This window comes from Pseudomonas sp. DR48, from assembly GCF_019823085.1.
GTDB lineage: Bacteria > Pseudomonadota > Gammaproteobacteria > Pseudomonadales > Pseudomonadaceae > Aquipseudomonas.
On the sequence record NZ_CP081946.1, the window covers coordinates 240166 to 263710 of the forward strand.

General features: G+C 59.1%; 22 protein-coding genes and 1 pseudogene. 8 read left to right on the forward strand and 15 right to left on the reverse strand.

Annotation, left to right across the window (positions count from 1 at the left end; translation table 11 throughout):
* Positions 1-124: 124 nt before the first annotated feature.
* Positions 125-1459 carry a dicarboxylate/amino acid:cation symporter gene (locus K5K95_RS01100; protein WP_222588047.1) on the reverse strand — a complete coding sequence of 445 codons (1335 nt, stop codon included), beginning with the start codon at positions 1457-1459 and terminating at the stop codon, positions 125-127.
* Positions 1460-1797: 338 nt separating this feature from the next.
* Here K5K95_RS01100 and K5K95_RS01105 point away from each other — a divergent pair, with 338 nt between their 5' ends.
* Positions 1798-2796 carry an AraC family transcriptional regulator gene (locus K5K95_RS01105; protein ID WP_222588048.1) on the forward strand — a complete coding sequence of 333 codons (999 nt, stop codon included), beginning with the start codon at positions 1798-1800 and terminating at the stop codon, positions 2794-2796.
* Between the two features lie 150 nt (positions 2797-2946).
* On the opposite strand, the gene K5K95_RS01110 is transcribed toward K5K95_RS01105, so the two are convergent.
* From K5K95_RS01110 to K5K95_RS01125, 4 genes and pseudogenes are all read right to left on the reverse strand, one after another.
* Positions 2947-3303, reverse strand: a complete 357-nt coding sequence (locus tag K5K95_RS01110) for a DUF6124 family protein (protein WP_222588049.1) — start codon at positions 3301-3303, stop codon at positions 2947-2949.
* Between the two features lie 470 nt (positions 3304-3773).
* Complete coding sequence (locus K5K95_RS01115; RefSeq protein WP_222588050.1) at positions 3774-5120, reverse strand: ATP-binding protein; 1347 nt, start codon at positions 5118-5120, stop codon at positions 3774-3776.
* Positions 5117-5794, reverse strand: coding sequence for a response regulator (locus K5K95_RS01120; RefSeq protein ID WP_222588051.1), 678 nt, complete (start codon positions 5792-5794; stop codon positions 5117-5119). The genes K5K95_RS01115 and K5K95_RS01120 overlap by 4 nt, the downstream gene beginning before the upstream one ends.
* Positions 5795-5866: 72 nt before the next feature.
* Positions 5867-6096: pseudogene (locus K5K95_RS01125) on the reverse strand (hypothetical protein); the annotation flags it as partial.
* 119 nt (positions 6097-6215) lie between these two features.
* On the opposite strand from K5K95_RS01125, the gene K5K95_RS01130 reads away from it, so the two are divergent.
* Both K5K95_RS01130 and K5K95_RS01135 read left to right on the forward strand, forming a co-directional pair.
* A complete protein-coding gene (locus K5K95_RS01130; RefSeq protein ID WP_222588052.1) occupies positions 6216-7007 on the forward strand; it encodes a dienelactone hydrolase family protein in 792 nt (263 codons plus the stop codon).
* 161 nt (positions 7008-7168) lie between these two features.
* Entirely contained in the window at positions 7169-7894 is a 726-nt protein-coding gene (locus K5K95_RS01135) for a 4'-phosphopantetheinyl transferase (protein WP_222588053.1), read from the forward strand.
* Positions 7895-8018: 124 nt separating this feature from the next.
* On the opposite strand, the gene K5K95_RS01140 is transcribed toward K5K95_RS01135, so the two are convergent.
* From K5K95_RS01140 to K5K95_RS01150, 3 genes are all read right to left on the reverse strand, one after another.
* Positions 8019-9629 (reverse strand): ATP-binding protein, encoded by a 1611-nt coding sequence (locus K5K95_RS01140; protein WP_222588054.1) that lies wholly within the window; start codon positions 9627-9629, stop codon positions 8019-8021.
* Positions 9626-10339, reverse strand: a complete 714-nt coding sequence (locus K5K95_RS01145; RefSeq protein ID WP_222588055.1) for a response regulator — start codon at positions 10337-10339, stop codon at positions 9626-9628. The genes K5K95_RS01140 and K5K95_RS01145 overlap by 4 nt, the downstream gene beginning before the upstream one ends.
* A 453-nt stretch (positions 10340-10792) precedes the next feature.
* The gene (locus K5K95_RS01150; protein ID WP_222588056.1) at positions 10793-10933 is read right to left on the reverse strand and encodes a hypothetical protein; all 141 of its coding nucleotides are present in this window, start codon (positions 10931-10933) and stop codon (positions 10793-10795) included.
* A gap of 140 nt (positions 10934-11073) precedes the next feature.
* On the opposite strand from K5K95_RS01150, the gene K5K95_RS01155 reads away from it, so the two are divergent.
* The gene (locus tag K5K95_RS01155; protein WP_222588057.1) at positions 11074-13968 is read left to right on the forward strand and encodes a ribonucleoside-diphosphate reductase subunit alpha; all 2895 of its coding nucleotides are present in this window, start codon (positions 11074-11076) and stop codon (positions 13966-13968) included.
* A gap of 289 nt (positions 13969-14257) precedes the next feature.
* On the opposite strand, the gene flgE is transcribed toward K5K95_RS01155, so the two are convergent.
* From flgE to K5K95_RS01185, 6 genes are all read right to left on the reverse strand, one after another.
* The gene (gene flgE / locus K5K95_RS01160) at positions 14258-15571 is read right to left on the reverse strand and encodes a flagellar hook protein FlgE (RefSeq protein ID WP_222588058.1); all 1314 of its coding nucleotides are present in this window, start codon (positions 15569-15571) and stop codon (positions 14258-14260) included.
* Positions 15572-15602: 31 nt separating this feature from the next.
* Complete coding sequence (gene flgD / locus K5K95_RS01165; protein ID WP_222588059.1) at positions 15603-16331, reverse strand: flagellar hook assembly protein FlgD; 729 nt, start codon at positions 16329-16331, stop codon at positions 15603-15605.
* Between the two features lie 15 nt (positions 16332-16346).
* Positions 16347-16790, reverse strand: coding sequence for a flagellar basal body rod protein FlgC (gene flgC, locus K5K95_RS01170; protein WP_007937507.1), 444 nt, complete (start codon positions 16788-16790; stop codon positions 16347-16349).
* 3 nt (positions 16791-16793) lie between these two features.
* Positions 16794-17201, reverse strand: coding sequence for a flagellar basal body rod protein FlgB (gene flgB / locus K5K95_RS01175; RefSeq protein ID WP_222588060.1), 408 nt, complete (start codon positions 17199-17201; stop codon positions 16794-16796).
* A gap of 364 nt (positions 17202-17565) precedes the next feature.
* Complete coding sequence (gene cheR / locus K5K95_RS01180; protein WP_007899126.1) at positions 17566-18393, reverse strand: protein-glutamate O-methyltransferase CheR; 828 nt, start codon at positions 18391-18393, stop codon at positions 17566-17568.
* A 47-nt stretch (positions 18394-18440) separates the two neighbouring features.
* Positions 18441-19373: a chemotaxis protein CheV gene (locus tag K5K95_RS01185; protein ID WP_222588061.1), complete on the reverse strand. Its 933-nt coding sequence runs from the start codon at positions 19371-19373 to the stop codon at positions 18441-18443.
* Positions 19374-19454: 81 nt separating this feature from the next.
* On the opposite strand from K5K95_RS01185, the gene flgA reads away from it, so the two are divergent.
* The 4 genes from flgA to K5K95_RS01205 all read left to right on the forward strand — a co-directional run bounded on the left by flgA (position 19455) and on the right by K5K95_RS01205 (position 22070).
* Positions 19455-20216 (forward strand): flagellar basal body P-ring formation chaperone FlgA, encoded by a 762-nt coding sequence (flgA, locus tag K5K95_RS01190; RefSeq protein WP_222590260.1) that lies wholly within the window; start codon positions 19455-19457, stop codon positions 20214-20216.
* Positions 20217-20388: 172 nt separating this feature from the next.
* Positions 20389-20715, forward strand: coding sequence for a flagellar biosynthesis anti-sigma factor FlgM (gene flgM, locus K5K95_RS01195; protein WP_090187018.1), 327 nt, complete (start codon positions 20389-20391; stop codon positions 20713-20715).
* A 48-nt stretch (positions 20716-20763) separates the two neighbouring features.
* Positions 20764-21231 carry a flagella synthesis protein FlgN gene (locus tag K5K95_RS01200; protein WP_222588062.1) on the forward strand — a complete coding sequence of 156 codons (468 nt, stop codon included), beginning with the start codon at positions 20764-20766 and terminating at the stop codon, positions 21229-21231.
* A 92-nt stretch (positions 21232-21323) separates the two neighbouring features.
* On the forward strand, positions 21324-22070 hold the full coding sequence (locus K5K95_RS01205; protein WP_222588063.1) for a flagellar brake protein: 747 nt from the start codon (positions 21324-21326) through the stop codon (positions 22068-22070).
* Positions 22071-22136: 66 nt separating this feature from the next.
* Here the strand turns inward: K5K95_RS01205 and K5K95_RS01210 are convergent, their stop codons facing one another.
* Entirely contained in the window at positions 22137-23507 is a 1371-nt protein-coding gene (locus K5K95_RS01210) for an MFS transporter (RefSeq protein WP_222588064.1), read from the reverse strand.
* Positions 23508-23545: the final 38 nt, after the last annotated feature.

The window sequence follows — 23545 nt, forward strand, 5'->3', positions numbered from 1 at the left end:
CTTCAAGCCTAGGCAGGCAATGGCGTTGCAGCAATCACCTGAAGTGTCAGCGGCTGTGACCGTTACGCTCAAATCCCGGGCATGAAAAAACCCGCCGAAGCGGGTTTCTTCATTGCAGCAAGTCTTACTTGACGTTGCTTGGGGTGGCGCCTTCGGCTACACCCAGGTCGTCTTCAACGCGTTCGTCGGAGATACCGCGACCGCCAGAAGCCAGTTCTGCGTGCATCACGTCAACGTCCAGCTCCTTGACCCACTTGGCCACAACCAGGGTGGCAACCGCGTTACCCACCAGGTTGGTCAGTGCGCGAGCCTCGGACATGAAGCGGTCGATACCCAGAATCAGCGCCAGACCGGCAACCGGCAGGTGGCCAACGGCGGACAGGGTAGCGGCCAATACGATGAAGCCCGAACCGGTCACGCCGGCAGCGCCTTTGGAGGACAGCAGCAACACCACCAGCAGGGTGATCTGGTGCGTGATGTCCATGTGGGTGTCGGTTGCCTGAGCAATGAACACCGCCGCCATGGTCAGGTAGATCGCAGTACCGTCGAGGTTGAACGAGTAACCGGTCGGGATCACCAGACCCACCACGGATTTCTGCGCGCCCAGGCGTTCCATCTTGATCAGCATGCGTGGCAGTACCGATTCCGAAGAAGAGGTACCCAGCACGATCAGCAGTTCTTCACGGATGTAGCGAATCACTTTCAGCACGCTGAAACCGTGAGCGCGAGCGATAGCGCCCAGCACGACCAGTACGAACACGATGCAAGTGATGTAGAAGCAGGCCATCAGTTGACCCAGTTGCACCAGCGAACCCACACCGTAGGCACCGATGGTGAACGCCATGGCGCCCAGGGCACCGAGTGGCGCGAGCTTCATGATCATGTTGATGATGTTGAACATGACGTGCGCGAAGCGATCGATGAAGTCCAGAATCGGCTTGCCGTAGGCACCCAGGCGATGCAGAGCGAAACCGAAGATCACCGAGAACATCAGCACTTGCAGGATATCGCCGGTGGCGAATGCGCCGAAGATAGTGTTCGGGATCACGTTCAGCAGGAAGCCAACGACGCTTTGATCAGCACCGGCCGCGACGTATTGAGCGACTTTGGAGGCATCCAGCGTGGTCACGTCGATGTGCATGCCGGCGCCCGGCTGCACGATGTTGACTACAACCAGACCGACCAGCAATGCAATGGTCGACACGATTTCGAAGTACAGCAGCGCGTAACCGCCGGTCTTGCCGACCGACTTCATGCTCTGCATGCCCGCGATACCGCTGACAACGGTGCAGAAGATGATCGGGGCGATGATCATTTTGATCAGTTTGATGAACCCGTCACCCAGCGGCTTGAGGGCCACACCGGTCTGTGGGTAGAAGTGACCGACCAGGATGCCGATGGCGATGGCAACGATCACCTGGAAATACAGGGATTTGTACAGTGGCTGACGAGTCGTCATTGCAAAGTTCCTCAAGAGTGCCCGGTGACAACATCCATCTGTTGCCCTGAACACTTCAATTGCGAACCCTCCTGCACTGGAGGGATTTGTTTTGTCGAGCTGCGCATCGGCAAGCATCTGCCGGTTGTATCGCAAGGCCCGTGCCACCTTCTGCAAAATCCCCGCAAGCCTTTTGACATCAGGGGTTACAGCTTTTTCATACCACCCATCGGCGAGAACAATGTGGCGGGTTTCCGCCCATCAACCAGACCTCATCCTGCAATTTGGCGGATATCCGCCTTGTTCATCGTCGCGCACCGCGGCTACCATCCGCCGTTCAATGGACGGACCTGCCTCCTATGCGCGAACGCACCATCGCCAGTCATTTCGCCCGTGCCGCCCTTGGTGGCGCAAGACGCCTCGGGTATGACTGTTCCACTCTGTTGCAACAACTGGGCATCAGCTCCGAGGTGCTGGATGAGCCGCGCGCGCGTATTGCCCCTGAGCAGTTCACCCGTTTGATCCAGGGTTTGTGGCTGGCACTGGACGACGAATACCTCGGCTTCGGGCCGGTGCCCAGCAAAACCGGCACGTTCGCGATGATGTGCCATGCCGTGATTCACTGCCGCAATCTGGAAAAAGCACTGCATCGCGGCTTATTATTTTATAGCCTATTCCCCGACGGCCCGCGTCTGACCCTGACCCGCGAAGATGAAATGATCCGCCTGAGCCTCGACGATTCGAAGTTCCAGGACCCGGACCATTTCCTGACCGAAAGCCAATTGATGGTATGGCATCGTCTCGGCAGCTGGCTGATCGGTCAGCGTATCCGGCTGGAACAGGCGACCTTCAGTTATCCAAAGCCGGAGCACGGCGCGGAATACGACTTGCTGTTCCCCTGCCCCATGGTGTTTTCCTCGGCGCAAAGCAGCCTGCTGTTTCACAGTCGTTACTTGAACATGCCGTTGTTACAAGACGAGCGCACCCTCAAGCACTTCCTCGAACACTCCCCCGCCGACCTGCTCTCGCGCCCGGATGACGGCGACAGCCTGAGCAGCCAGTTGCGCCGCTTGCTCAGCCGCGACAGTTCGCGCTGGCCGGACCTCGAAGCCGTGGCGGCACACCTGCACATCAGTCCACAGACCCTGCGCCGGCATTTGCGTGAAGAAGGATCAAGCTTTCAGGAATTGAAGGATCAGTTGCGCCGCGACATTGCGATTTATCATCTGGGGCGTGCGGACCTGTCGTTGCAACAGATCGCCGAGCAGTTGGGGTTTTCCGAACCTTCGGCATTTCACCGGGCGTTCAAGAAATGGACCGGGGTGACGCCAGGGGCTTACCGCGCGCAAGAGAACTGATTTGTTGCGTTGAATCGACTGGCCTCTTCGCGAGCAAGCCCGCTCCCACATTTGATCTCGGGTATCCACAAATAGTGTGGTCACCGAAGATCCCTTGTGGGAGCGGGCTTGCTCGCGAAGAACGATGACGCGGTCTGCCCGACTGAACGACTACGGCGGATCGAGCCTGTCCAGCATCCGGTTCACCGCCAGCTCACCGAGCATCACGACTTGCTGAATCCCCAAAACCGTGTGGCGATGGGAGCCCTCGATCAACCCCGCGAAATTACTCAGCATCACACTCGCCGACGCCAGGGACTCACAGGCGTTGACCAGCAGGGTTTCGTCGTCGGTGTCGGGGTCGACGAAGTAGAGGGTGCTGGGTTTGCGCGGTGCCTCGTTGAGCGCTGCGGGCTTGAGGTAGTAGTCGAGGGCGCGGTCGGCGGCTTCGTTGAATTTTTTCGAATCAGTGGATTCGTAGGGGGAAACGTCGTCGGCGTCGGGTGGGTTGGGTGTGATTTTGAACATGCTTGAATCTCCGTGATTGGTGGAGCCACCACGACCTATCGCTAAACAAGTAAAAGGTGGCGGCTGTACGCAGGTTAGCGATCCGGGACACAGAAACCCCGGGTAGACCCGAAGGTCTCCCACGCACAGCCACCATTACGCAAAGTGCAGAGGAAAAACTGCATTTGAGACTGGAGTGTTACAGCTGCGGGGCATCGGATCGCTAAACCCGATCGCTGATTCGTCAGCGACCCGCAAACGATAGAGTCCACGCCCCAGGCGCACAAGCCAGCGGATTCTGGCGTAGCCGTAGGTTACGGCGCAAGGATGTGTAGCCTGAGTGAGTGTCTGGAGATGTGTTTTAAACAGCGCTGTTTAAAATCAAAAGATCGCAGCCTCGTTGCACTCGACAGCTCCTACAGGGATTTGCGTGCGCCTGTAGGAGCTGTCGAGTGCAACGAGGCTGCGATCTTTTCGGCCAGGCACCCACATCAAACCACCGGAAAATGAATCCGGAACGCCGCCCCGCCCATCGGCGAATCCCCCAGCGTCAGCTTGGCGCTGTAGCTCTCGATGATGTCCTTGACCACTGCCAGGCCAATGCCCTGACCCGGATGTTGCCGGTCCAGCCGCTCGCCGCGCTCGAGGATCCGTGCCCGCTGGTCCGGCGGTACGCCCGGTCCGTCATCTTCAACGCACAGCTCAACGCCGTTCAGGGTTTCGCGCACGCTGATGCGCACTTCGCCCAGGCACAGGCGGTAGGCGTTTTCCAGCAGGTTGCCCATCATTTCCAGCAAGGCTCCCTGCTCGATCGGCACGTAACACGGGTCCGGCAGATCGAAAGCGACGCGCACGGGTTTGTCGCGGTAGACCTTGTCCAGCGTGTCGCACAGGCTTTTCAACACTGGGCGCAGGCGCACCTGATGGCGCACCAGACCGCTTTTGCGCAGGCTGGCGCGTTGCAGTTGATAGCTGATCTGCTGGCTCATGCGTTCGATCTGGTTTTGCAGTACCCGCGCCTGATCGCGGTCTTGCGGGCGTTTGGCCATGTCTTCGCTGACGCCTTGCAGCACGGTCAGCGGGGTTTTCAGGCTGTGGGCCAGGTCGTCGAGGGAGTCGCGGTAGCGGCTGCGCTGTTCCCGTTCGCTGTGTAGCAAACGGTTGAGGGAACCGGTCAGGCGCAGCAGTTCGCGTGGGTGTTGTTCGCTGAGGCTTTCGCGGGCGCCGTTTTCGATTTCGTCGAGTTCCTGACTAAGCCGGCGCAAGGCCTGCAAACCCCAGGTCAAACCGATCCACAGCAAGGCGAGCAGCACCAGCAACGCGGCGCCGAAACCCAGGTAGAGATTTTCGCGCAAGCCTTCGAGGGTCGCTTCGTATTCGCGCACCGGTTGCAGGGCAACGAAGCTGAATGCCGCGTTTTTACCGCCGAGCAGTTTGACTTCGACGTCGTAGACGAAGAACTCCTGACCATTGGCTTCGCGAATGCGCGCAAATTCGCTGCCGAGTCCGTCGTAGCGCGGTTTGTAGTTGAGCATTTCTTCGCGGGTGGCTCTGGAACGCCACACCAGATGCCCTTCACGGTCGTAGATGTAGCCGAGCAAGCGGCTGTCGGTCAGGTTGAAGCGTTCATCGGGCAACTGCACGGGCATTTGCAGGGTGTTGTTTTCCATCCGCGCGGCGGAGATCAGCGTGGTCACGTCCGACGCCAGGCGCTGCTCGATGGAATCCTGTAACGCGAGGCTGAACGCGCCCTGCATCGCGGGCAGCAACGCCAGCATGAACAACACCGCCAGCAAGGTGGCGGCGAGCATCAAACGGACACGAAGGGATCGAATCAAGTGCAGCGCTCATTGAACAGGTAGCCGAGGCCACGCACGGTGTCGATCGGCTTGAAACCGGTCGGGCCTTCGAGTTTGCGGCGCAGACGGCCGACCAGCACTTCGATGACGTTCGGATCGCGCTCATCGTCGTCCGGGTAGAGTTGCTCCATCAGGCGATCCTTGGCCACCACTTGCTGATGATGACGCATGAGGTATTCCAGGATCCGGTATTCGTACGCGGTCAGGGCCAGCGGTTTTTCGTCGAGGGTGGCCTGTTTGCGATTGAGGTCCAGCAGCAGCGGTCCGGCGACGATGGTCGACTGCGTAAAACCGCTGGAGCGGCGCAGCAAGGCGTTCAGGCGTGCGTCGAGCTCCTCGAACTGGAACGGCTTGACCACGTAATCGTCGGCGCCGGCGGCGAGGCCTTCGACCTTGTCCTGCCAGTTGCCGCGTGCGGTGAGGATCAGGATCGGGAAGGTATTGCCGCGTGAGCGCAGCTGACGAATCAAATCGAGCCCACCCATGCCCGGCAGGCCGAGGTCGATCACCGCCAGGTCATGGTTGAACTGCTCGGTCTGGTAGAGCGCTTCTTCAGCATTGGCCACGGACTCGACCACATGGCCGCTTTCCGTCAGGCGGGTTTGCAGGTGATGGCGCAACAGCGCTTCGTCTTCAACGACCAGCAGTTTCATAACGCGCTCCTAGGCAAATCAACATCTCCAAAGCATGGTTTCGCCAGTCAGGTAAGCCGCGCAATCCTCACCGGGCAGGATAGTTCGTAGCTGCCCCAGCAGGTTTTCCTGATGCAGTTTAATGCCATTGTGCGAGACCGACACGTTGTCGTTCGGGTGTGGGACTTTTTAATCCTGTCGCTGGTCTGTCCAAGAGTAAGGCTGGCGAAATTGTCGCCGTTGGCAAAAACAGTGGTGCTCACGCCCCAGACGGTAAAGGCCGCAAGCAGCTTTTTAAGCGAGCCATTGGGGCATTTCCTCATGCGCCATTAGCTTTTGGACACTGGTCAAGGTTACGCACACCACCCTGAACGCACTCTGAACATAAGCTGAATCTCATCCACCCGACGGTTTTGATGACTTTATTGCAGGAGATCCGACCATGCGTGTTTGCCTCGCCCTCCTATTACTGGCCTTGAGCGGGCTTAGCCAAGCCGCGATCAAGACTCAGGAAATCCCCTATCAGAGCCCTGACGGCACCCACCTGATCGGCTATTACGCTTACGACGACGCGATCAAAGGCCAACGACCTGGCGTGGTGGTGGTGCACGAATGGTGGGGACTCAATGACTACACCAAACGCCGCGCCCGCGACTTGGCCGGCCTGGGCTACAGCACCCTGGCCATCGACATGTATGGCGACGGTAAGAACACCGAACATCCCAAGGACGCCATGACCTTCATGCAGGCGGCGGTTAAAGACAGTGCCGCGTCCAGTGCGCGCTTCAAGGCCGGGCTCGACTTGCTGAAGAAACAGGCGCAGACCGACCCGAATAAAATCGCCGCCATCGGTTACTGCTTCGGTGGCGGCGTGGTGCTGAATGCGGCGCGCCAAGGCGTGCCATTGGCCGGTGTCGTGAGCTTCCACGGCGCGCTGGCGACCCAGACGCCAGCGACACCGGGGAGCGTGAAGGCGAAAATCCTGGTGGAGCATGGCGCTCTGGACAGCATGGTGACGGCGGACAATGTGGCGGCGTTCAAGGCTGAAATGGACAAGGCCGGGGCTGACTACAAGTTCGTCAGCCTTGAAGGCGCCAAGCACGGGTTCAGCAATCCGGATGCAGATCGCTTGAGCCATGGCGATCACGGCGGGCCGGACATTGGCTATAACAAATCGGCGGATGAAAAATCCTGGGCGGACATGCAGGCGTTTTTCAAGAAGATTTTTGGCTGATCGGACAGACCGAGGCGCGGCCATCGCGGGCAAGCCCGCTCCCACACTGGATCTATATTGCAACACAAATCCATGTGGGAGCGGGCTTGCCCGCGATGGCCGCGCCTCGGTTTGAACCTTTGCACTACCCAGCCCGAGAGCAACCCGGCAAAATGCCCGACATGAATTCCGTCCCCGCCCTGCCCGTATGCTGCACCCCACTCGATGCCCATTGGCCGCTGCCGTTTGTGCTGCCCGATACCGTGCTGTTGAGCACTCACTTCGATACCGCGCAACTGGCCAGCGATGATTTCCAGCGCAGCGCCATCGAGCCGCCAGCGAGCATTCAGCGCTCGGTCGCCAAGCGTCAGGCCGAGTTTCTCGCCGGGCGTGTTTGTGCACGCGCCGCGTTGCAACAACTGGAAGGGCTGAGTTTCATCCCGGCCATCGGTGACGATCGTGCCCCGGTGTGGCCTGCGCATATAAGCGGCTCCATCACCCACAGCACCGGCCGTGCGGCGGCGATTGTGGCGAAGAAAAGTGATTGGCGCGGTTTGGGGATGGACCTGGAAAACCTGCTCAACCCGGAACGGGCCGAGCGCCTGGCCGGGGAAATCCTTATACCGGCGGAGATGCAGCGCATGGCAGCCGGTGCTCGCGATCAGTTGGCGCTGCTGGTGACGCTGACATTTTCGGTGAAGGAAAGCTTGTTCAAGGCGCTGTATCCGATTGTCCAGCAGCGTTTTTATTTTGAGCACGCTGAAGTGCTGGAGTGGAGTGAGACTGGTGAAGTGAGGTTGCGCTTGCTGACGGATTTGTCCGCCGAGTGGCGCAACGGCACTGAGCTGGACGCGCAGTTTGGGATCAAGGATGGGCAGCTGTTGAGTCTGGTAAGCATCAAGGCCTGAGGATTTTCGGTGCGTGTACTGGCCTCATCGCGAGCAAGCCCGCTCCCACACGATCTACGCAGCACCTGAGATCCCTGTGGGAGCGGGCTTGCCCGCGATGAGGCCCTAAAGAACACCAACAATCTCAGCGCCTCTCCTGACTCCTCGGCCAACTCAGGCTGAAACACGCCCCGCCCAGGCTTTTGCTCTTGCTGATCAACGCCCGCCCGTCATGCCAATGGATGATCCGTCGCACGATCGACAGGCCCAGACCATGCCCACCCGAGGCGCGAGTTCGGCTGTCATCGAGGCGCAGGAACGGCGTGAAGATTTTCTCCCACGCCGACTCCGGCACGCCCGGCCCATCATCTTCGATGTCCACCCGGCAACGCTGCTGCCCAACCTGATAACTGACAGTCACCCGCGACGACGCATGGCGCATGGCGTTGCTCACCAGGTTCTGCATCGCCCGGTGTAGATAGCGCGGCTCGGCTTCAACCCAGGCGTCATCACAATCGGCAGCCGACAAACACAAACCACGCTGCACGGTGACATCGGCGCGCAATGGCGCCAGCTCCTCGATCACCTGAGTCACCAGCGCATCCAGGTCGATCCGTTGAAAATTCAGCGCCGGCGAGCCCTGCTCCAGCCGCGCGTACGTCAGCATCTCATCGACCAGTTTGTCGAGGTCCTCGATGTCATGGTCCATGCCTTCAAGGTATTTCTCCAGCGCCTGCGGCGTGGTGGCCGAGCCGATCATCTCCAGGCCGAAACGCAGGCGCGCCACCGGTGTGCGCAATTCGTGGGAGACCGCGCGCACCAGTTCACGCTGGATGGCCAGCAACTGCTGCAAGTGCTCGGCCATGCCGTTGAACGCCGAGGCCAGGCGCCCCACCGAATCGGCGCCACGTGCCGGCACACGGGTTTCCAGGCTGCCTTTGGCAATGCGCGTGGCGGCGGCTTCGAGGCCACGCAAGCGGCGCTCCAGTTGACGCACCAATAGATAGACGATCAAACCGATCAGGCTCAACCCCAGGGCCGCGATCAACACCAGCCATTCCGGCGGATACGGATTCATCTGATACAGCGGGCCGATTTCCAGCACCCACGGCGTGCCGACCATGCCGGCGAACACCCGGATCGAATCGCCGCCCTTGCCCAGCGCCATCACCGTGTCGCCCTCGGAGATGCGGCGGCTCTGGTCCTCGTCCATGTCCGCCTGGTCGACGGTGACCAGGCGCAGGTCGAAACCAAAACCTTTGTCTTTCTTCAATTGCGCCAGACGCTTGGGCTGTTCGGCCACCGGTACGCGCACCAGTTCGTCGGCCAACAGATAAATGGTGGCCCGCGCCAGTTGCTCACTGATCTGCTGGACTTCACCCGTGAGAACGAGCTGTTCCTTCTCGCTGACCAGACGGTAAACCTTCGCCGCATGCGGGCCGGTCTGTTCCACCAGCGCTTGGCCACGCAGCACGCGGGTGCGCTGAGTGAGGTCGAGGTCGGTCTGGGCGAAGGTGTTCAACGCCAATGGAATGCCGAGCAAGCGTTCCCACACCAGCAAGGCCCGGTGGCGCTCGGTATCGTTCATCGGTTGCAGGTTGTCGGCCATCAGCGAAAAGGTGCCGTGGGCCAGGCGCTCGCGGTATTGCTCGCTGCGCACCTGATTGAGCAAATGCAACGCCAGCACGCCCAGCACAGCCACCAGAATCAGCGCCGCGCACATGCCGCCGTAGATGCGCAGGAAGATCGAGTTCACGGGGTGCAGGCTTCCGGAACGAACAGATAACCCTTGCTGCGGATGGTTTTGATCAGTCGCGGATGATCCGGGTCGTCGCCGATTTTGGGACGTATGCGCGAGATGCGCACGTCGATGGAGCGGTCCTGGCCGTCATAGCCGATGCCGCGCAGCGCGGTGAAAATCTCTTCCCGGGACAGGATTCGGCCCGCGTTGGCCACCAGCAACCACAGCAGGTCGAACTCGGCGCTGGTCAGTTCGATACCGCTGTCATTGAGCCAGGCTTCGCGCAGCGCGTTGTCCACCACCAGCGGACCGAACTGCAGGCGCCGTTGTTTTTCCGGGGCCACCTCAGGGGCTTCACTGCGGCGCAACAGCGCCTGGATCCGTGCCAGCAACAGACGCGGGCGCACCGGTTTGCACACGTAATCGTCGGCACCCAGGTCGAGGCCAAGAATTTGATCGGTGTCGTCGGTGCGGGCGGTGAGCATCAGGATCGGGCCGTCATATTTGTCGCGCACCTTGCGGCAGATGCTCAGGCCGTCTTCGCCCGGCAGCATCAGGTCGAGGATCACCAGGTCCGGCTTCTCGTTGATGATGCGCGCAGCGGCCAGCGCGCCATTGCCTTCGATCGACACGCGCAGGCCGTTGGCTTCCAGATATTCGCGGGTCAGTTCGGCCAGACGCTGGTCGTCCTCCACAATCAATACCTGCCAGGCTTCTTGCTCCACGGTGACCTCTGCTTGCCAACAACACTTATAAGGAAGGATCCGCCCGTCTTTTTGTAATGATTGGGGAGGATAAGAATGCGTACGCACTGGCCGATTGTATAAACGCCGAACGCCGAGAACACAAGCCGACAGATGCGTTCGGACAAGCGGATTTTTTGTGATAGGGTTCGCGCCCTTAAAAATCCGAATGACTGTTTTCAATCGCTGAAAATCAGTGGAAAACGGTTCGCTCCAGCTAGGTCGCGGCCTACACGCCCGTTCCACGTTTCACACACAATTTACGCACAGGTTTATCCACAGGTAGTACGTTGCAACACCCTCCAAAACGCATTATCTTGTACCTCGGCGCGAAAAAAACCCTACATGTAGGGTTTTAGCTTAAAAGCCCAACCACATTTCAGACCTGAAACTCAAGCGCTTTATTGCGTGTTGCAGGTTGAACCAAGCACGAATTTACAAGCCCAAACCGCGTGCGCGGATGGCACCGTTTTTCCAGGCCTGAACGGTCAGAACGGTACGGGTGTTGCAGTCATAACTGGCACCCTGAAAGGAATCCGGCTTCGAGCCCAGGCTCGCGGCCAAAGACTTCGGCAAGGAAGCGGCATCATTAGCCTTTTTCCTACTGTCTCGAAGTTGTTATACCCGGCATCTCGTCGGTTGTAGTGCTTCAGGACAGAACGGTGGGCACCGTGATGGTGCCCAAACAAACATAGAGAATGTGGAGACAACCCCCCATGCAAACCGACACAACTCGCGAGAACCCGCAGGGCACCTTGCCGCAGGCCGCTGATTCGACTTCGGATCTGTCCGCCACCGCGCCTGGTCAACTGCGCGTGATCAAGCGTAACGGCACTGTCGTTCCTTACACCGATGACAAGATCACCGTCGCGATCACCAAAGCGTTTCTCGCAGTTGAAGGCGGCACCGCTGCCGCCTCGTCGCGAATCCATGACACCGTTGCCCGCCTGACCGAACAAGTCACCGCGACCTTCAAGCGTCGCATGCCATCGGGCGGCACCATCCACATCGAAGAAATCCAGGACCAGGTCGAACTGGCCCTGATGCGTGCCGGCGAGCAGAAAGTGGCTCGCGACTACGTGATCTACCGTGACGGCCGTTCCAAAGAACGCGCTGCCCACGCACCGGCCGAAGAAGCCGTCAACGCTCACCCGTCGATCCGCATCACCCGCGCCGATGGCACCTTTGCTCCGCTGGACATGGGCCGCCTGAACACCATCGTCACCGAAGCGTGCGAAGGCCTGGAAGAAGTCGACGGCGACCTGATCCAGCGCGAAACCCTGAAGAACCTGTACGACGGCGTGGCCCTGACCGACGTCAACACCGCCCTGGTGATGACCGCCCGTACTCTGGTCGAGCGTGAGCCGAACTACTCGTTCGTGACCGCCCGCCTGCTGATGGACACCCTGCGTGCCGAAGGCCTGAGCTTCCTGAACGTCGCCGAAAGCGCGACCCACCACGAAATGGTCGACCTGTACGCCAAGGCCCTGCCTGCGTACATCGCCAAGGGTATCGAGTTCGAATTGCTGAACCCGGTCCTGGCCACGTTTGACCTGGAAAAACTCGGCAAGGCGATCAACCACGAGCGCGATCAGCAGTTCACGTACCTGGGCCTGCAAACCCTGTACGACCGTTACTTCATCCACAAGGACGGTATCCGCTTCGAACTGCCGCAGATTTTCTTCATGCGCGTGGCCATGGGCCTGGCGATCGAAGAGAAGAACAAGGAAGACCGTGCGATCGAGTTCTACAACCTGTTGTCGTCCTTCGACTACATGTCCTCGACCCCGACCCTGTTCAACGCCGGCACCCTGCGTCCACAGCTGTCGAGCTGCTACCTGACCACCGTGCCGGATGACCTGTCCGGCATCTACCACGCGATCCACGACAACGCCATGTTGTCCAAATTCGCTGGCGGCCTGGGCAACGACTGGACACCGGTTCGTGCACTGGGTTCGTACATCAAGGGCACCAACGGCAAATCCCAGGGCGTTGTACCGTTCCTGAAAGTGGTGAACGACACCGCCGTCGCCGTTAACCAAGGTGGCAAGCGCAAAGGCGCTGTCTGTGCCTACCTGGAAACCTGGCACATGGACATCGAAGAGTTCATCGAGCTGCGCAAGAACACCGGTGACGACCGTCGTCGTACCCACGACATGAACACCGCCAACTGGATCCCTGACCTGTTCATGAAGCGCGTCTTCGATGACGGCAAGTGGACCCTGTTCTCGCCATCCGAAGTGCCTGACCTGCACGACCTGACCGGCAAGGCTTTCGAAGAGCGTTACGAGTACTACGAAGCCCTGACCGAATACCCAGGCAAGGTCAAATTGTTCAAGACCATCCAGGCCAAAGACCTGTGGCGCAAAATGCTGTCCATGCTGTTTGAAACCGGCCACCCATGGCTGACCTTCAAAGACCCGTGCAACCTGCGCAGCCCGCAGCAGCACGTGGGCGTGGTCCACAGCTCGAACCTTTGCACCGAGATCACCTTGAACACCAACAAGGACGAGATCGCCGTTTGCAACCTGGGCTCGATCAACCTGCCGAACCACATCGTCAACGGCAAGCTGGACACCGCCAAGCTGGAACGCACCGTGAACACCGCCGTTCGCATGCTCGATAACGTGATCGACATCAACTACTACTCGGTGCCGCAAGCGAAGAACTCCAACTTCAAGCACCGTCCGGTCGGCCTGGGCATCATGGGCTTCCAGGACGCGCTGTACCTGCAGCACATTCCTTACGGTTCCGACGCTGCCGTCGAGTTCGCCGACAAGTCGATGGAAGCGGTCAGCTACTACGCGATCCAGGCTTCCTGCGACCTGGCCGACGAGCGCGGCGCCTACGAGACGTTCCAGGGTTCGCTGTGGTCCAAAGGCATCCTGCCGCTGGATTCGCAACAGATCCTGATCGAACAGCGTGGCCAGAAGTACATTGATGTTGACCTGAACGAATCCCTGGACTGGGCACCAGTTCGTGCCCGTGTACAGAAAGGCATTCGTAACTCCAACATCATGGCCATCGCACCGACCGCGACCATCGCCAACATCACTGGCGTATCGCAGTCGATCGAACCGACCTACCAGAACCTCTACGTGAAATCGAACCTGTCGGGCGAATTCACCGTGATCAACCCGTACCTGGTTCGCGACCTGAAGGCTCGCGGTCTGTGGGACGCGGTCATGATCAACGACCTGAAGTACTACGACGGTTCGGTGCAGCAGATCGAGCGCATCCCGCAAGAACTCAAAGAGCTCTACGCGACTGCGTTCGAAGTGGACACCAAGTGGATCGTTGACGCGGCAAGCCGTCGTCAGAAGTGGATCGACCAGGCTCAATCGCTGAACCTGTACATCGCCGGCGCCTCGGGCAAGAAGCTGGACGTGACCTACCGCATGGCTTGGTACCGTGGTCTGAAAACCACTTACTACCTCCGTGCCCTGGCCGCGACCAGCACCGAGAAGTCGACCATCAACACCGGCAAACTGAACGCTGTTTCCAGCGGCGGCAACCACGGTGAAGATTCGGTCCTGGCAGCTCCAGCCGGTCCTGCTCCAGTACCGAAGGCTTGCGCCATCGACGAGCCGGATTGCGAAGCTTGCCAATAAGCTGAACCGGTGAGCGCTGAAAGGCGCTGACTCGAAAACCCCCGATCAGTCCTCTGGACTGTCGGGGGTTTTCTTTTACCTCAAGGAAAGTGGCGGCCGGGCTGACGCCTTCGCGGGCAAGCCCGCTCCCACTGTGATCGCATTTCTCTGGGCCACCCCGGTCGCCTGTGGGAGCGGGCTTGCCCGCGAAGAGGCCTGCACATACCACCAAAACTTCGGCACCACATAAATAATCCCGGCAAAAAAAAACCCCTCTTGCGAGGGGTTCTTTATGCAGCGCTAACCCGCATCAGGTCATCTGAATGATGGTCTGCATGATGGTGCTCTGGGTGGAGATGGTCTTGGCGTTCGCCTGGTAGTTGCTCTGCGCCTTGATCAGGTTGACCAGTTCGTTGGTCAGGTTGACGTTGGACTCTTCCAGGGAGTTGGACTGGATGGAGCCCAGGGTCCCGGTTTCCGGAGCGTCATAGCCCGGGATACCCGAGGCGTAAGTCTCTTTCCAGCTGGTACCGCCAATCGCTTGCAGGCCTTGTTCGTTAGTGAAGCTGGCCAGCGCAACCTGGCCGATGGCCTTGCTCTGGTTGTTGCTGAAGTTGGCGAACAGGGTGCCGGTGCCGTCGATGGTCAGGTTGGTGATCTGGCCAGTGGCGTAACCGTCCTGGGTCGGGATGGAACGGGCGGTGTCAGCGTTGTACTGGGTAGTCTTGGCCAACGAAATGGTTACGCCTGCCGGGTTGGCGGCGGCACCGTTGGCTGTCCAGACGCCATTGGTCACGGTGCCTGGTACCCAGTTGTTCAGCTTCAAGTCAGTGCTGATGACTCCAGGGGGCGTGCTGACCTGAGTCAACTTGCCGCCAGAGTCGAACGACAGTGTCGAAGCGACCGGGGCAGTGACTTTCGGGTCGCTGCCGGTAGCATCCGGGTTACGACCATCGACCAGGGTATAAACCTTCCAGGTGTTGCCAGCCGTTTTCACCATGTACTGATCCATGGTGTGCTGGTTGCCCTGGCTGTCATAGATCGGAGTGCTGAACGACTTGGTGTAGGTCGCCGTCAGTGTCGGGTCGAACTTGCCCGCCGGGACGGTATCGTCGATGACCGGAGCCGTCGAGTTCAAGTTGATCGTCGATGCCACAGCCGAAGTGGACTTCGGCGCCAGGTTCGAGGTGTCCAGTTTCAGGTCAGTCAACACGCCGTTGATGATCTTGCCGTTGGCATCCACGCCGTAGCCTTGCAGGCGGGACGTGTAATCGGTGTTGGTGATGAAGCCGTCCTTGTCGACCTTGAACGTACCGTTACGGGTGTAGGACACCGAACCGTTATTGCTCAAGGCGAAGAAACCCGAACCGTTGATGCCCATGTCCAGCACGTTACCGGTGTTGTTGATGTCACCCTGGGTGAACTGCTGGGACACGTTGGCCAGGCGCACGCCGCTGCCGACCACTTTGCCGCCGCTGCCGAGTTTGGTCGCCGAGTAGACGTCTTCAAATTCAGTGCGGGAGGATTTGAAACCGGTGGTCGCGACGTTGGCGATGTTGTTACCGGTCACGTCCAGTTGTTTGTTGGCTGCATAGAGACCGCTAAGGCCGATATTGAAAGACATATTCCACTCCTTTGTGCCGGGTTAGTCGGCTCTATATACCAATGGTTTGAACTTTGGACAGGGCGACGGGGCCCAGGCCCGCCAGGTTGAGCGTCAGCTCGCCGCCGGTCTGGCTCAAGGTTACGCTGTTGACGGTGGCCGGCAGGTAAACCGCCAGGTCCGTCGCCGTGCCGTTGACCGGTGCACTGGCCTTGATGGTGTAGGCGCCGACCGGAACGGGATTGCCGCTCGAGTCCTTGCCATCCCAGGTAAAGCTGGAACTACCGACCGCACGGGTGCCCAGATCGATGGTTCTGATGGTTTTGCCAGTGCTGTCGGCAACGGTCACGGTGCCGCTGGCGATGGACGACGTCAGGTTGACCGAGCCGTTGACGGCCTTGGTCGGATCATCGACCTGGATGTTGTTGGTCTGCACGATCACGGAACGGCCGACCAGGGAAGACGCCTGCAACGCTTGCGAAGAGCTGTAGTTGCCGGCAATCGAGCTGACCGTGCTGTTGAGCGTGGTGATGCCTTCCAGGCTGCTGAACTGGGCCAACTGGGCGACGAACGCGCTGTTGTCCTGCGGGTCCAGCGGGTTCTGGTTTTTGAGCTGGGTCACCAGCAATTGCAGGAACGCATCCTTGCCCAGCGCCTGACCACCCGTCGCGCTGTTGGTCGCGGAGGCAATGCCGCCCGACGTGGAGCTGCTGGACTTGACGGAAGAGTTCGCCAGAATGTCATTGACGCTGAGGCTGCTGGTGGAATCGGTAACACTCATCTGAGTTGCCCCTTATCACTGACCTAGAGTCAGGACCTTTTGCATCATGGTTTTGGCGGTGTTCATCATTTCGGCGTTGGTCTGGAACGAACGACTGGCGGAAATCATGTCGGCCATTTCTTCCACGACGTTGACGTTCGGGTAGTAGACGTAGCCCTTGGCGTCGGCCGCCGGATGGTTCGGCTCGTAACGCGCCTCAAGGTTGCTCTGATCCTCAACCACGCCCAGCACTTGTACGCCTTGACCGGCCGCGTCCTGGTTCTGGAACAGCGAATCACTGCCGCCGCTCTGGCCGCCCTGGAACATGGTGGCGAACACGGGGTGACGGGCGCGATAGGTCTGGTCGATGCTCGACGAAACGGTTTCGGCGTTGGCGATGTTCGAAGCCACGGTGTTCAAGCGAGTGGTCTGGGCACTCATGCCGCTACCGGCAATGTTGAAAACACTGGATAGAGACATGATTTACTCTCCGCGCAGGGCTGACATCAGCCCTTTGAATTTGCTGTTGAGCAGGGTGAAGCTGGCCTGGAAGCCGACCGCGTTTTCCGCGTAATTCGACTGTTCCAGTTGAGCGTCCACGGTGTTCTGGTCGATCGACGGTTGCATCGGGGTGCGATACATCAGCGATTCGTCGCCGTTACCCAGGCCTTGTGCTTCGATATGACGGTTGTTGGTCATGTTCAAGGCAAAGGTGCCGCCGTTGGTTTTCTCGTTCTGTGCAGCGAGCACTTTGGAGAACTCCAGATCCCGAGCCTTGTAGTTCGGGGTATCGGCGTTGGCAATGTTGTTGGCCAGGACTTCGGCACGCTGGGCGCGAAAGCCCAAGGCTTGTTCGTGGATACCGAGCGCTTTATCGAAGCTGATGCTCATGTCGGGAAACCTTCGGGTGACCTGATTTTCGTAACAGAGACTTAGCAAGCGGCGTGCCAATTCAAAAAAGCCCGTAAACCGGGGCTTTGCGGGGTGGTGGCAAGACGGCAATGCCAGAAAAGCGGCAACCGGTTTCCGCCGTCTGCCGCTTTTCTGCCGCTTTCCCACCGGCAGCACCTATTCGAATGTGGGAGCGGGCTTGCTCGCGAAGGCGGGGTGTCAATCAAAGCAGATGTCGACTGACACGACGCCTTCGCGAGCAAGCCCGCTCCCACATTTGAATTGGAGTGTTTGCGGGATATCGACAGGCACAAAAAAACGGGAGCCCCTGAGGACTCCCGTTTTCATGTGTGCCGCCAATCCATCACTTCGCCTGGTAAATGATCCCCGGGCTGCACTGGACCATCTGGTAGTGATCCGGCAAACCGTTCAGCGCTTCGGAGGCGCCGAGGAACAGATAACCGCCGGGCTTGAGGGTGCTGTGAATGCGCAACAGGATGTCTTTCTTCACCTCGGCGGAAAAGTAGATCAACACGTTGCGGCAGAACACGATATCGAACTTGCCCAGGGCCGCGTAGCTGTCGAGCAGGTTGAACGAGCGAAACTCCACACGGCTCTTGATCGGCGCCTTGATGGCCCAGCGTCCCGGCCCCTTGGGGTCGAAATAACGCTGAAGGCGTTCGGGCGACAGGCCACGGCCGATGGCCAGGCTGTCGTACTCGCCGGTCTTGCAGTTGGTCAGCATGGTGCCGGACAAATCAGTGGCAACGATCTGCACACCCATTTTCAACTGGCCCATGTTGACCCGCTCGAACTCATCGATGGACATCGACAGCGAATACGGTTCCTGACCCGACGAGCACGCCGCCGACCAGATCCGCAGACGTTGGCCGGGGGCCGCCTTGATCGCTTCGGGCAGCACCTTGTTCTTCAAGACTTCAAACGGATAGGTGTCACGAAACCACAGGGTTTCGTTGGTGGTCATGGCATCCACCACCATCTCGCGCAAACCACTGCGCGGCTGGGTCTGAATGCGCTGGACCAGTTCACCCAACGACTTGATACCCTGCTGTTCCATCAGTTTGTTGAGACGGCTCGAGACCAGGTATTGCTTGTTTTCACCGAGCAAAATGCCACAGGCTTTTTCCAGGAATACCCGGAACTGTTCGAAATCCAAATTACCCGTAGACAAAGATACCGCCTCTTAAATCGTGTTGAACCGCCAGGGACAAAAGGCCCCTAGCTGATATCTGCTGCTTTGATCCGGTCGACTACCCGGGATGCCAGGTCATCAGGGCGGAATTTGGCAAGAAAGTCATCAGCACCGACTTTCTTGACCATCGCCTGATTGAATACGCCCGACAACGAAGTATGCAGGATGATATGAAGCTTTTGCATGCGCGGGTCGGCGCGGATCTCCGCCGTAAGGGTGTACCCGTCCATTTCCGGCATCTCGATGTCGGAAATCATCATCAGGAACTCTTCTTCCGGCTTCTTGCCCTCGTCGACCAGCTTGCGCAGGTATTCCAGCGCTTGCCGACCGTCGTTCAACGCCACCACTTCGACGCCGACCGTTTGCAGGCAGCGCGTCACTTGCTTGCGCGCCACCGATGAGTCATCGACCGTCAAGACCCGCAGCGACAATGCTTTGTGCTGGGTTTCGACATCCACCACGCCGACCGAAATCGCTTCCGGTGTCGGCGCCACTTCCGCCAGCACTTTCTCGACGTCGATGATTTCGACTAGCTGATTGTCGACCCGAGTCACAGCGGTCAGGTAATGATCGCGCCCGGTGCCCTTGGGAGGCGGATGAATTTCCTCCCAGTTCATGTTGACGATGCGCTCCACCGAGCGCACCAGGAAACCCTGGGTCTTGGTGTTGTACTCCGTAATGATCACAAACGGATTGCTCTGATCCTTAAGCGCGCCGGAGCCGGTTGCCATTGCCAGATCAAGAATCGGAATGGTCGCCCCTCGGATATTTGCTACACCGCACACGACAGGACTGGACTTGGGCATCAGGGTCAGCTTGGGGCATTGCAGCACCTCACGAACCTTGAACACGTTGATCCCATACAGCTGCTGGCCGTCAAGACGGAACAACAACAGCTCAAGGCGATTCTGCCCCACCAGTTGCGTGCGCTGGTTTACCGCATCCATTACACCAGCCATGCACAGACTCCTACACCAACGCTAAGTGTGTTGCGACGCCCATTCATTGCTAAACGGCACGGCGCTTGCTTTTTAACTCTTATGAACACAGAACCGACATTTTTCCGACGCCTGACATCAACTTCCCGCAAATTGCTTTGTGCGATATCGGCCGTTTGCCTGTTCAACGCTGGCAGCCCTGCCCTTGCTGACGCGGTTACCTTGCCTGACATGCTTATCGGCGTCACTCAGGGCTTTCTTGAGTTCACCGTAGAAGACTATTTGGCTACCAGTCAAACCGAAGGCCGCTACGAAATCGAAGTCAACCGACTCGATCCACGTATGCATATGCCCATGTGCGACAAGGAATTGACAGCCACTCTGGAGAGCCCGGCGACTCCGATCGGACGGGTCACGGTCAAGGTTCGCTGTGATAGCTCATCGCCTTGGACCGTGTTCGTACCCGCTCAAGTCCGCCTGTTTCGGGACGTTGTCACGACCACTCGGCCGCTCAAGCGCGCCGGTATCATCGAGCCCAGCGACGTGATGCTGCGCGAACGCGACATCAGTCTGATCAACCAGGGTTATTTCACCGCGCTGGATCAAGCCATTGGACAAAAACTTACCCGACCAACGGTCGCCGATCAGGTCCTGACGCTGGTCCATCTGGAACAGGCGGAAGTCATCAGCAAGGGCGACCAAGTGGTGATTACCGCGCGCAGTGGTACGCTCAGTGTGCGCATGCCCGGCGAAGCGCTGTCCAACGGCGGCTTGCGTGAACAGATTCGAGTGAAAAACCTTAATTCCAACCGGGTCATCAAGGCGCAGGTGATCGCGCCAGGCCAAGTGGAAGTGGCTATGTAGATATCTCTGGCTCTATGGGTGAAGAGATGGCGCGTTGCCCGGCGGTTCCCTAAACTGTGCACCAGGCAGGACAAGCACTGGCACTTGCACGCTCATTGATAAATGGGCCTAAAGTTTTTGCAGGGAGAGCCGAAAACATGGCAAGCGTCCAAATACCCAGAGGTTTTTTATCATGGTCATCGATTTCAGCCGTTTAAACAGCTCCTCGCCACTTACCGGCAGTACGCGTACCAGCGCCGCGAAGGAAACAGCCGAAGCCGGCAAATCCGCGCCGCTGAATACCCCGGCCGAACAGGCCAGTACCGTCACAAGCGGGGAATCGGTACACCTCAGTAATGAGGCTCAACAGTTGCAGAAGGTCACTGACAAGCTGCGCGATCAGCCTGCCGTCGACAACGCCCGCGTGGCAGAGTTGAAAGCAGCAATCGCCGATGGCAGCTATAAAGTCGACAGCAACCGTGTAGCCAGCAAACTGCTCAACTTCGAAGCCCAGCGCTAGGCCATTGCCTGCGCCAGGCTTTTGGACGCTTAAACCCCAAGGCCAGCCATGCACGATACTAATTTACTGCAACTGATCATCGACGACTTTGCCCCGGCGCAACACTTGCTGGAGTTACTGCAAACCGAGTCCCTCGCCTTGCATGGTCGTGACATGCAACTGCTCGAGGAGATTCTCGCGCAGAAACAGGCACTGATCGTTTTGCTTGACCAGCATGGCCGCAAGCGCAGTGAAATCCTCGCCAGCCTCAACCTGCCGCTCGATCGCACAGGCCTCGAGCAACTTGCCAGCCATTCCAGCATTGGCGAACAGTTGCTGGCACAGAGCGATGTACTGACTGACCTCCTGGCTCAGTGCCAGGCTGCGAACGCCAGTAACGGCCAGTCCATTCTGGTTCAGCAAGCCGCTACGGCCAATCAGCTGAAAATCCTCACCGGCGGCGAACCACCCGCACTTTATGATGCTCGCGGATCCACCGCCAAGCTTGCGAAGCCGCGCCCGCTCAGTCAGGCTTGAGCCTTTGCATCGACACGCCCTATCAAGACACGAAACATGCTGGCAAAATGCTGGCTCGCCGTAGTCATTTTTTGCCTGGAGATTGATTAACCGTGTTCAATACCCAAAGCGCGGAAGACGCCCCGCAGCCACCCAAGGTGCTTACCACACCTCTGGAAATCTCCAGCAACCTGCGCCAGCTTCAGGACAGCCATGACCCACTGATCATCACGTTCCATGAGCGCACCCAGCGCTTTCAGAGCTATCTGGTGGACGTTGATCGCGACCGCAACATGATCGCCCTGGATGAAATGATCCCGCGTGACGGAGAACGGTTTCTGCTGGCCGGAGAACCGTACAAAGTTGAAGGCTTCCACGACGGTGTGCGCATCGCCTGGGAAAGCAATGGCGCGCTGACCATCGATGAGTCCGGCGATACTCGCTGCTATCGTGGCCCCCTGCCCGCTGAAGTGGTTTATCACCAGCGCCGCAATGCGTTCCGTGCAGCGTTGAAACTGGCGCAACTGGTCAGCGTCGAACTGGGTGGCGACAAACTCAAGTCGAGCCTGGGCGGCAAGCTGCTGGACATCTCGGCCACCGGCTGCAAGCTGCGTTTTGAAGGCGACATCACCAGCAGCCTGCAACTGGGCCAGGTCTATGACCGCTTCGTCGCCGCCCTGCCCTTCGGCAACATGACCGCGCCGGTCGAGCTGCGTTACCTGCACTTCGAAGAGAAGATCTCCACTACCTTTGCCGGTGTTCGCTTCCATAACATGAGCGGACTGGTGCAGCGGCAAGTCGAGCGCTTCGTCTATCAGTTGCAACGCGAAGCACGACGTTTCGACAAAGACGACATGTAATACGACGCGTCAACAAAAAAACGGGCAGTCCCTTGCGGTGACTGCCCGTTTTTTTTATGCCTTGGCCTATGGCCGGGCCTCGGTAAAACTCTGCTCGCGGCCCGCGTCCGGATCTTCAGGTGGAGGATCCGCCTGCGGTTCCATTTCCGGTTCAGGCTCCGGTTCGGGGCTGATCGGGCTCTGCATCTGGTCTTGCACCACCTGCTCATCGACACGCGGATCGAGGCACGCCACCAGCGGCGAACTGGACATGCTGTCCGGCATGGCCACGTGATGCAGCGGCGCATCGTCGACCTGATGCAGGTTGGTGACGGCTTTGGGGCGGATGCGCCACACCAGCACCAGCGCAAAGAAACTGAAAAAGGCATAAAGCATGTGGCTGCCAAACAGCTTCATCAGTACACCGGCCACCAACGGCCCGATACTGGCGCCAACGCCGTAGGTCACCAGCAGCATGGCAGTCAGCGAGACACGACGATCCCCTTCGACATGGTCATTGGAGAATGCCACCGCCAGCGGATACAGGCAGAACATCACCAGCGAACAGAAGAACCCGGCGACAAACAAAATCTCCAGCGGCACCTGCTGCATGATGGCCAGCGGCAACGCAGTCAGGGCCAGCACCACCGCAAAACAGCGGATCAACAATGCCCGGTCATAACGGTCGGACAGCCAGCCCAACGGCCACTGCACCACCAGTCCGGCAAAAATACAGCTACCCATGAACAGACCAACCTGCTCGGTGGACAACCCTTGCTGCGAGGCATACAACGGCGCCAGACCGTAGAACGAGCCAATGATCAGCCCCGCCCCCAGCACCGTACTCAACGACTGCGGCACACGCTTGATGAAGAACCGCGGCTCCATTGGCGCCGGATGCAACGGTGCCGGGTGAATCCGGCGTGTCAGGGCCACCGGCACCAGGCACAGCGCGAAGCACAAGGCGACCAGCATCAGCAGCTCCAGGCCCAGCGCCGGGTGCATGACCAGAATCAGCTGACCCAGCACCAGCCCCAGGTAGGAGGCGATCATGTAGCCGCTGAACACCGTGCCACGCTGCGAAGCTTCGGCCTGCTCGTTGAGCCAGCTTTCAATGACCATGTACTGGCACATCATGCCCAGGCCGACGATGATCCGCAGGAATATCCAGGCTGGCAGCCAGTCGATCAGGCCGTGGCCGAGTACCGCCGCGCCAACGATACCGGCGCAGGCCGAATAGGCTCGAATGTGTCCGACCCGGGCAATCAGCCGGTGCCCGATCTTGCCGCCCAGCACCAGGCCAAAATAGTTGGCCGCCATCAACGCACCGACCCACAGGCTGTCGACGTGATCGGCCGCCAGGCGCAAGCCCAGGTACGTACTCAGCAAGCCAGAGCCGATCAACATCATCAGCGAGGCAAAATAAAGCGCTCGAAAAGGTTTCCAGATTTGGCGCATCGGCGTTCCGAGCGGCTCCTTGCAGTGAGAGTCGGGCT

Coding starts and splice junctions, on each gene's coding strand:
- K5K95_RS01100 (WP_222588047.1), bottom strand. CDS start 1,459: ATGACGACTCGTCAGCCACTGTACAAATCCCTGTATTTCCAGGTGATC.
- K5K95_RS01105 (WP_222588048.1), top strand. CDS start 1,798: ATGCGCGAACGCACCATCGCCAGTCATTTCGCCCGTGCCGCCCTTGGT.
- K5K95_RS01110 (WP_222588049.1), bottom strand. CDS start 3,303: ATGTTCAAAATCACACCCAACCCACCCGACGCCGACGACGTTTCCCCC.
- K5K95_RS01120 (WP_222588051.1), bottom strand. CDS start 5,794: ATGAAACTGCTGGTCGTTGAAGACGAAGCGCTGTTGCGCCATCACCTG.
- K5K95_RS01130 (WP_222588052.1), top strand. CDS start 6,216: ATGCGTGTTTGCCTCGCCCTCCTATTACTGGCCTTGAGCGGGCTTAGC.
- K5K95_RS01135 (WP_222588053.1), top strand. CDS start 7,169: ATGAATTCCGTCCCCGCCCTGCCCGTATGCTGCACCCCACTCGATGCC.
- K5K95_RS01155 (WP_222588057.1), top strand. CDS start 11,074: ATGCAAACCGACACAACTCGCGAGAACCCGCAGGGCACCTTGCCGCAG.
- flgE (WP_222588058.1), bottom strand. CDS start 15,571: ATGTCTTTCAATATCGGCCTTAGCGGTCTCTATGCAGCCAACAAACAA.
- flgD (WP_222588059.1), bottom strand. CDS start 16,331: ATGAGTGTTACCGATTCCACCAGCAGCCTCAGCGTCAATGACATTCTG.
- flgC (WP_007937507.1), bottom strand. CDS start 16,790: ATGTCTCTATCCAGTGTTTTCAACATTGCCGGTAGCGGCATGAGTGCC.
- flgB (WP_222588060.1), bottom strand. CDS start 17,201: ATGAGCATCAGCTTCGATAAAGCGCTCGGTATCCACGAACAAGCCTTG.
- K5K95_RS01185 (WP_222588061.1), bottom strand. CDS start 19,373: ATGGCTGGTGTAATGGATGCGGTAAACCAGCGCACGCAACTGGTGGGG.
- flgA (WP_222590260.1), top strand. CDS start 19,455: ATGAACACAGAACCGACATTTTTCCGACGCCTGACATCAACTTCCCGC.
- flgM (WP_090187018.1), top strand. CDS start 20,389: ATGGTCATCGATTTCAGCCGTTTAAACAGCTCCTCGCCACTTACCGGC.
- K5K95_RS01200 (WP_222588062.1), top strand. CDS start 20,764: ATGCACGATACTAATTTACTGCAACTGATCATCGACGACTTTGCCCCG.
- K5K95_RS01210 (WP_222588064.1), bottom strand. CDS start 23,507: ATGCGCCAAATCTGGAAACCTTTTCGAGCGCTTTATTTTGCCTCGCTG.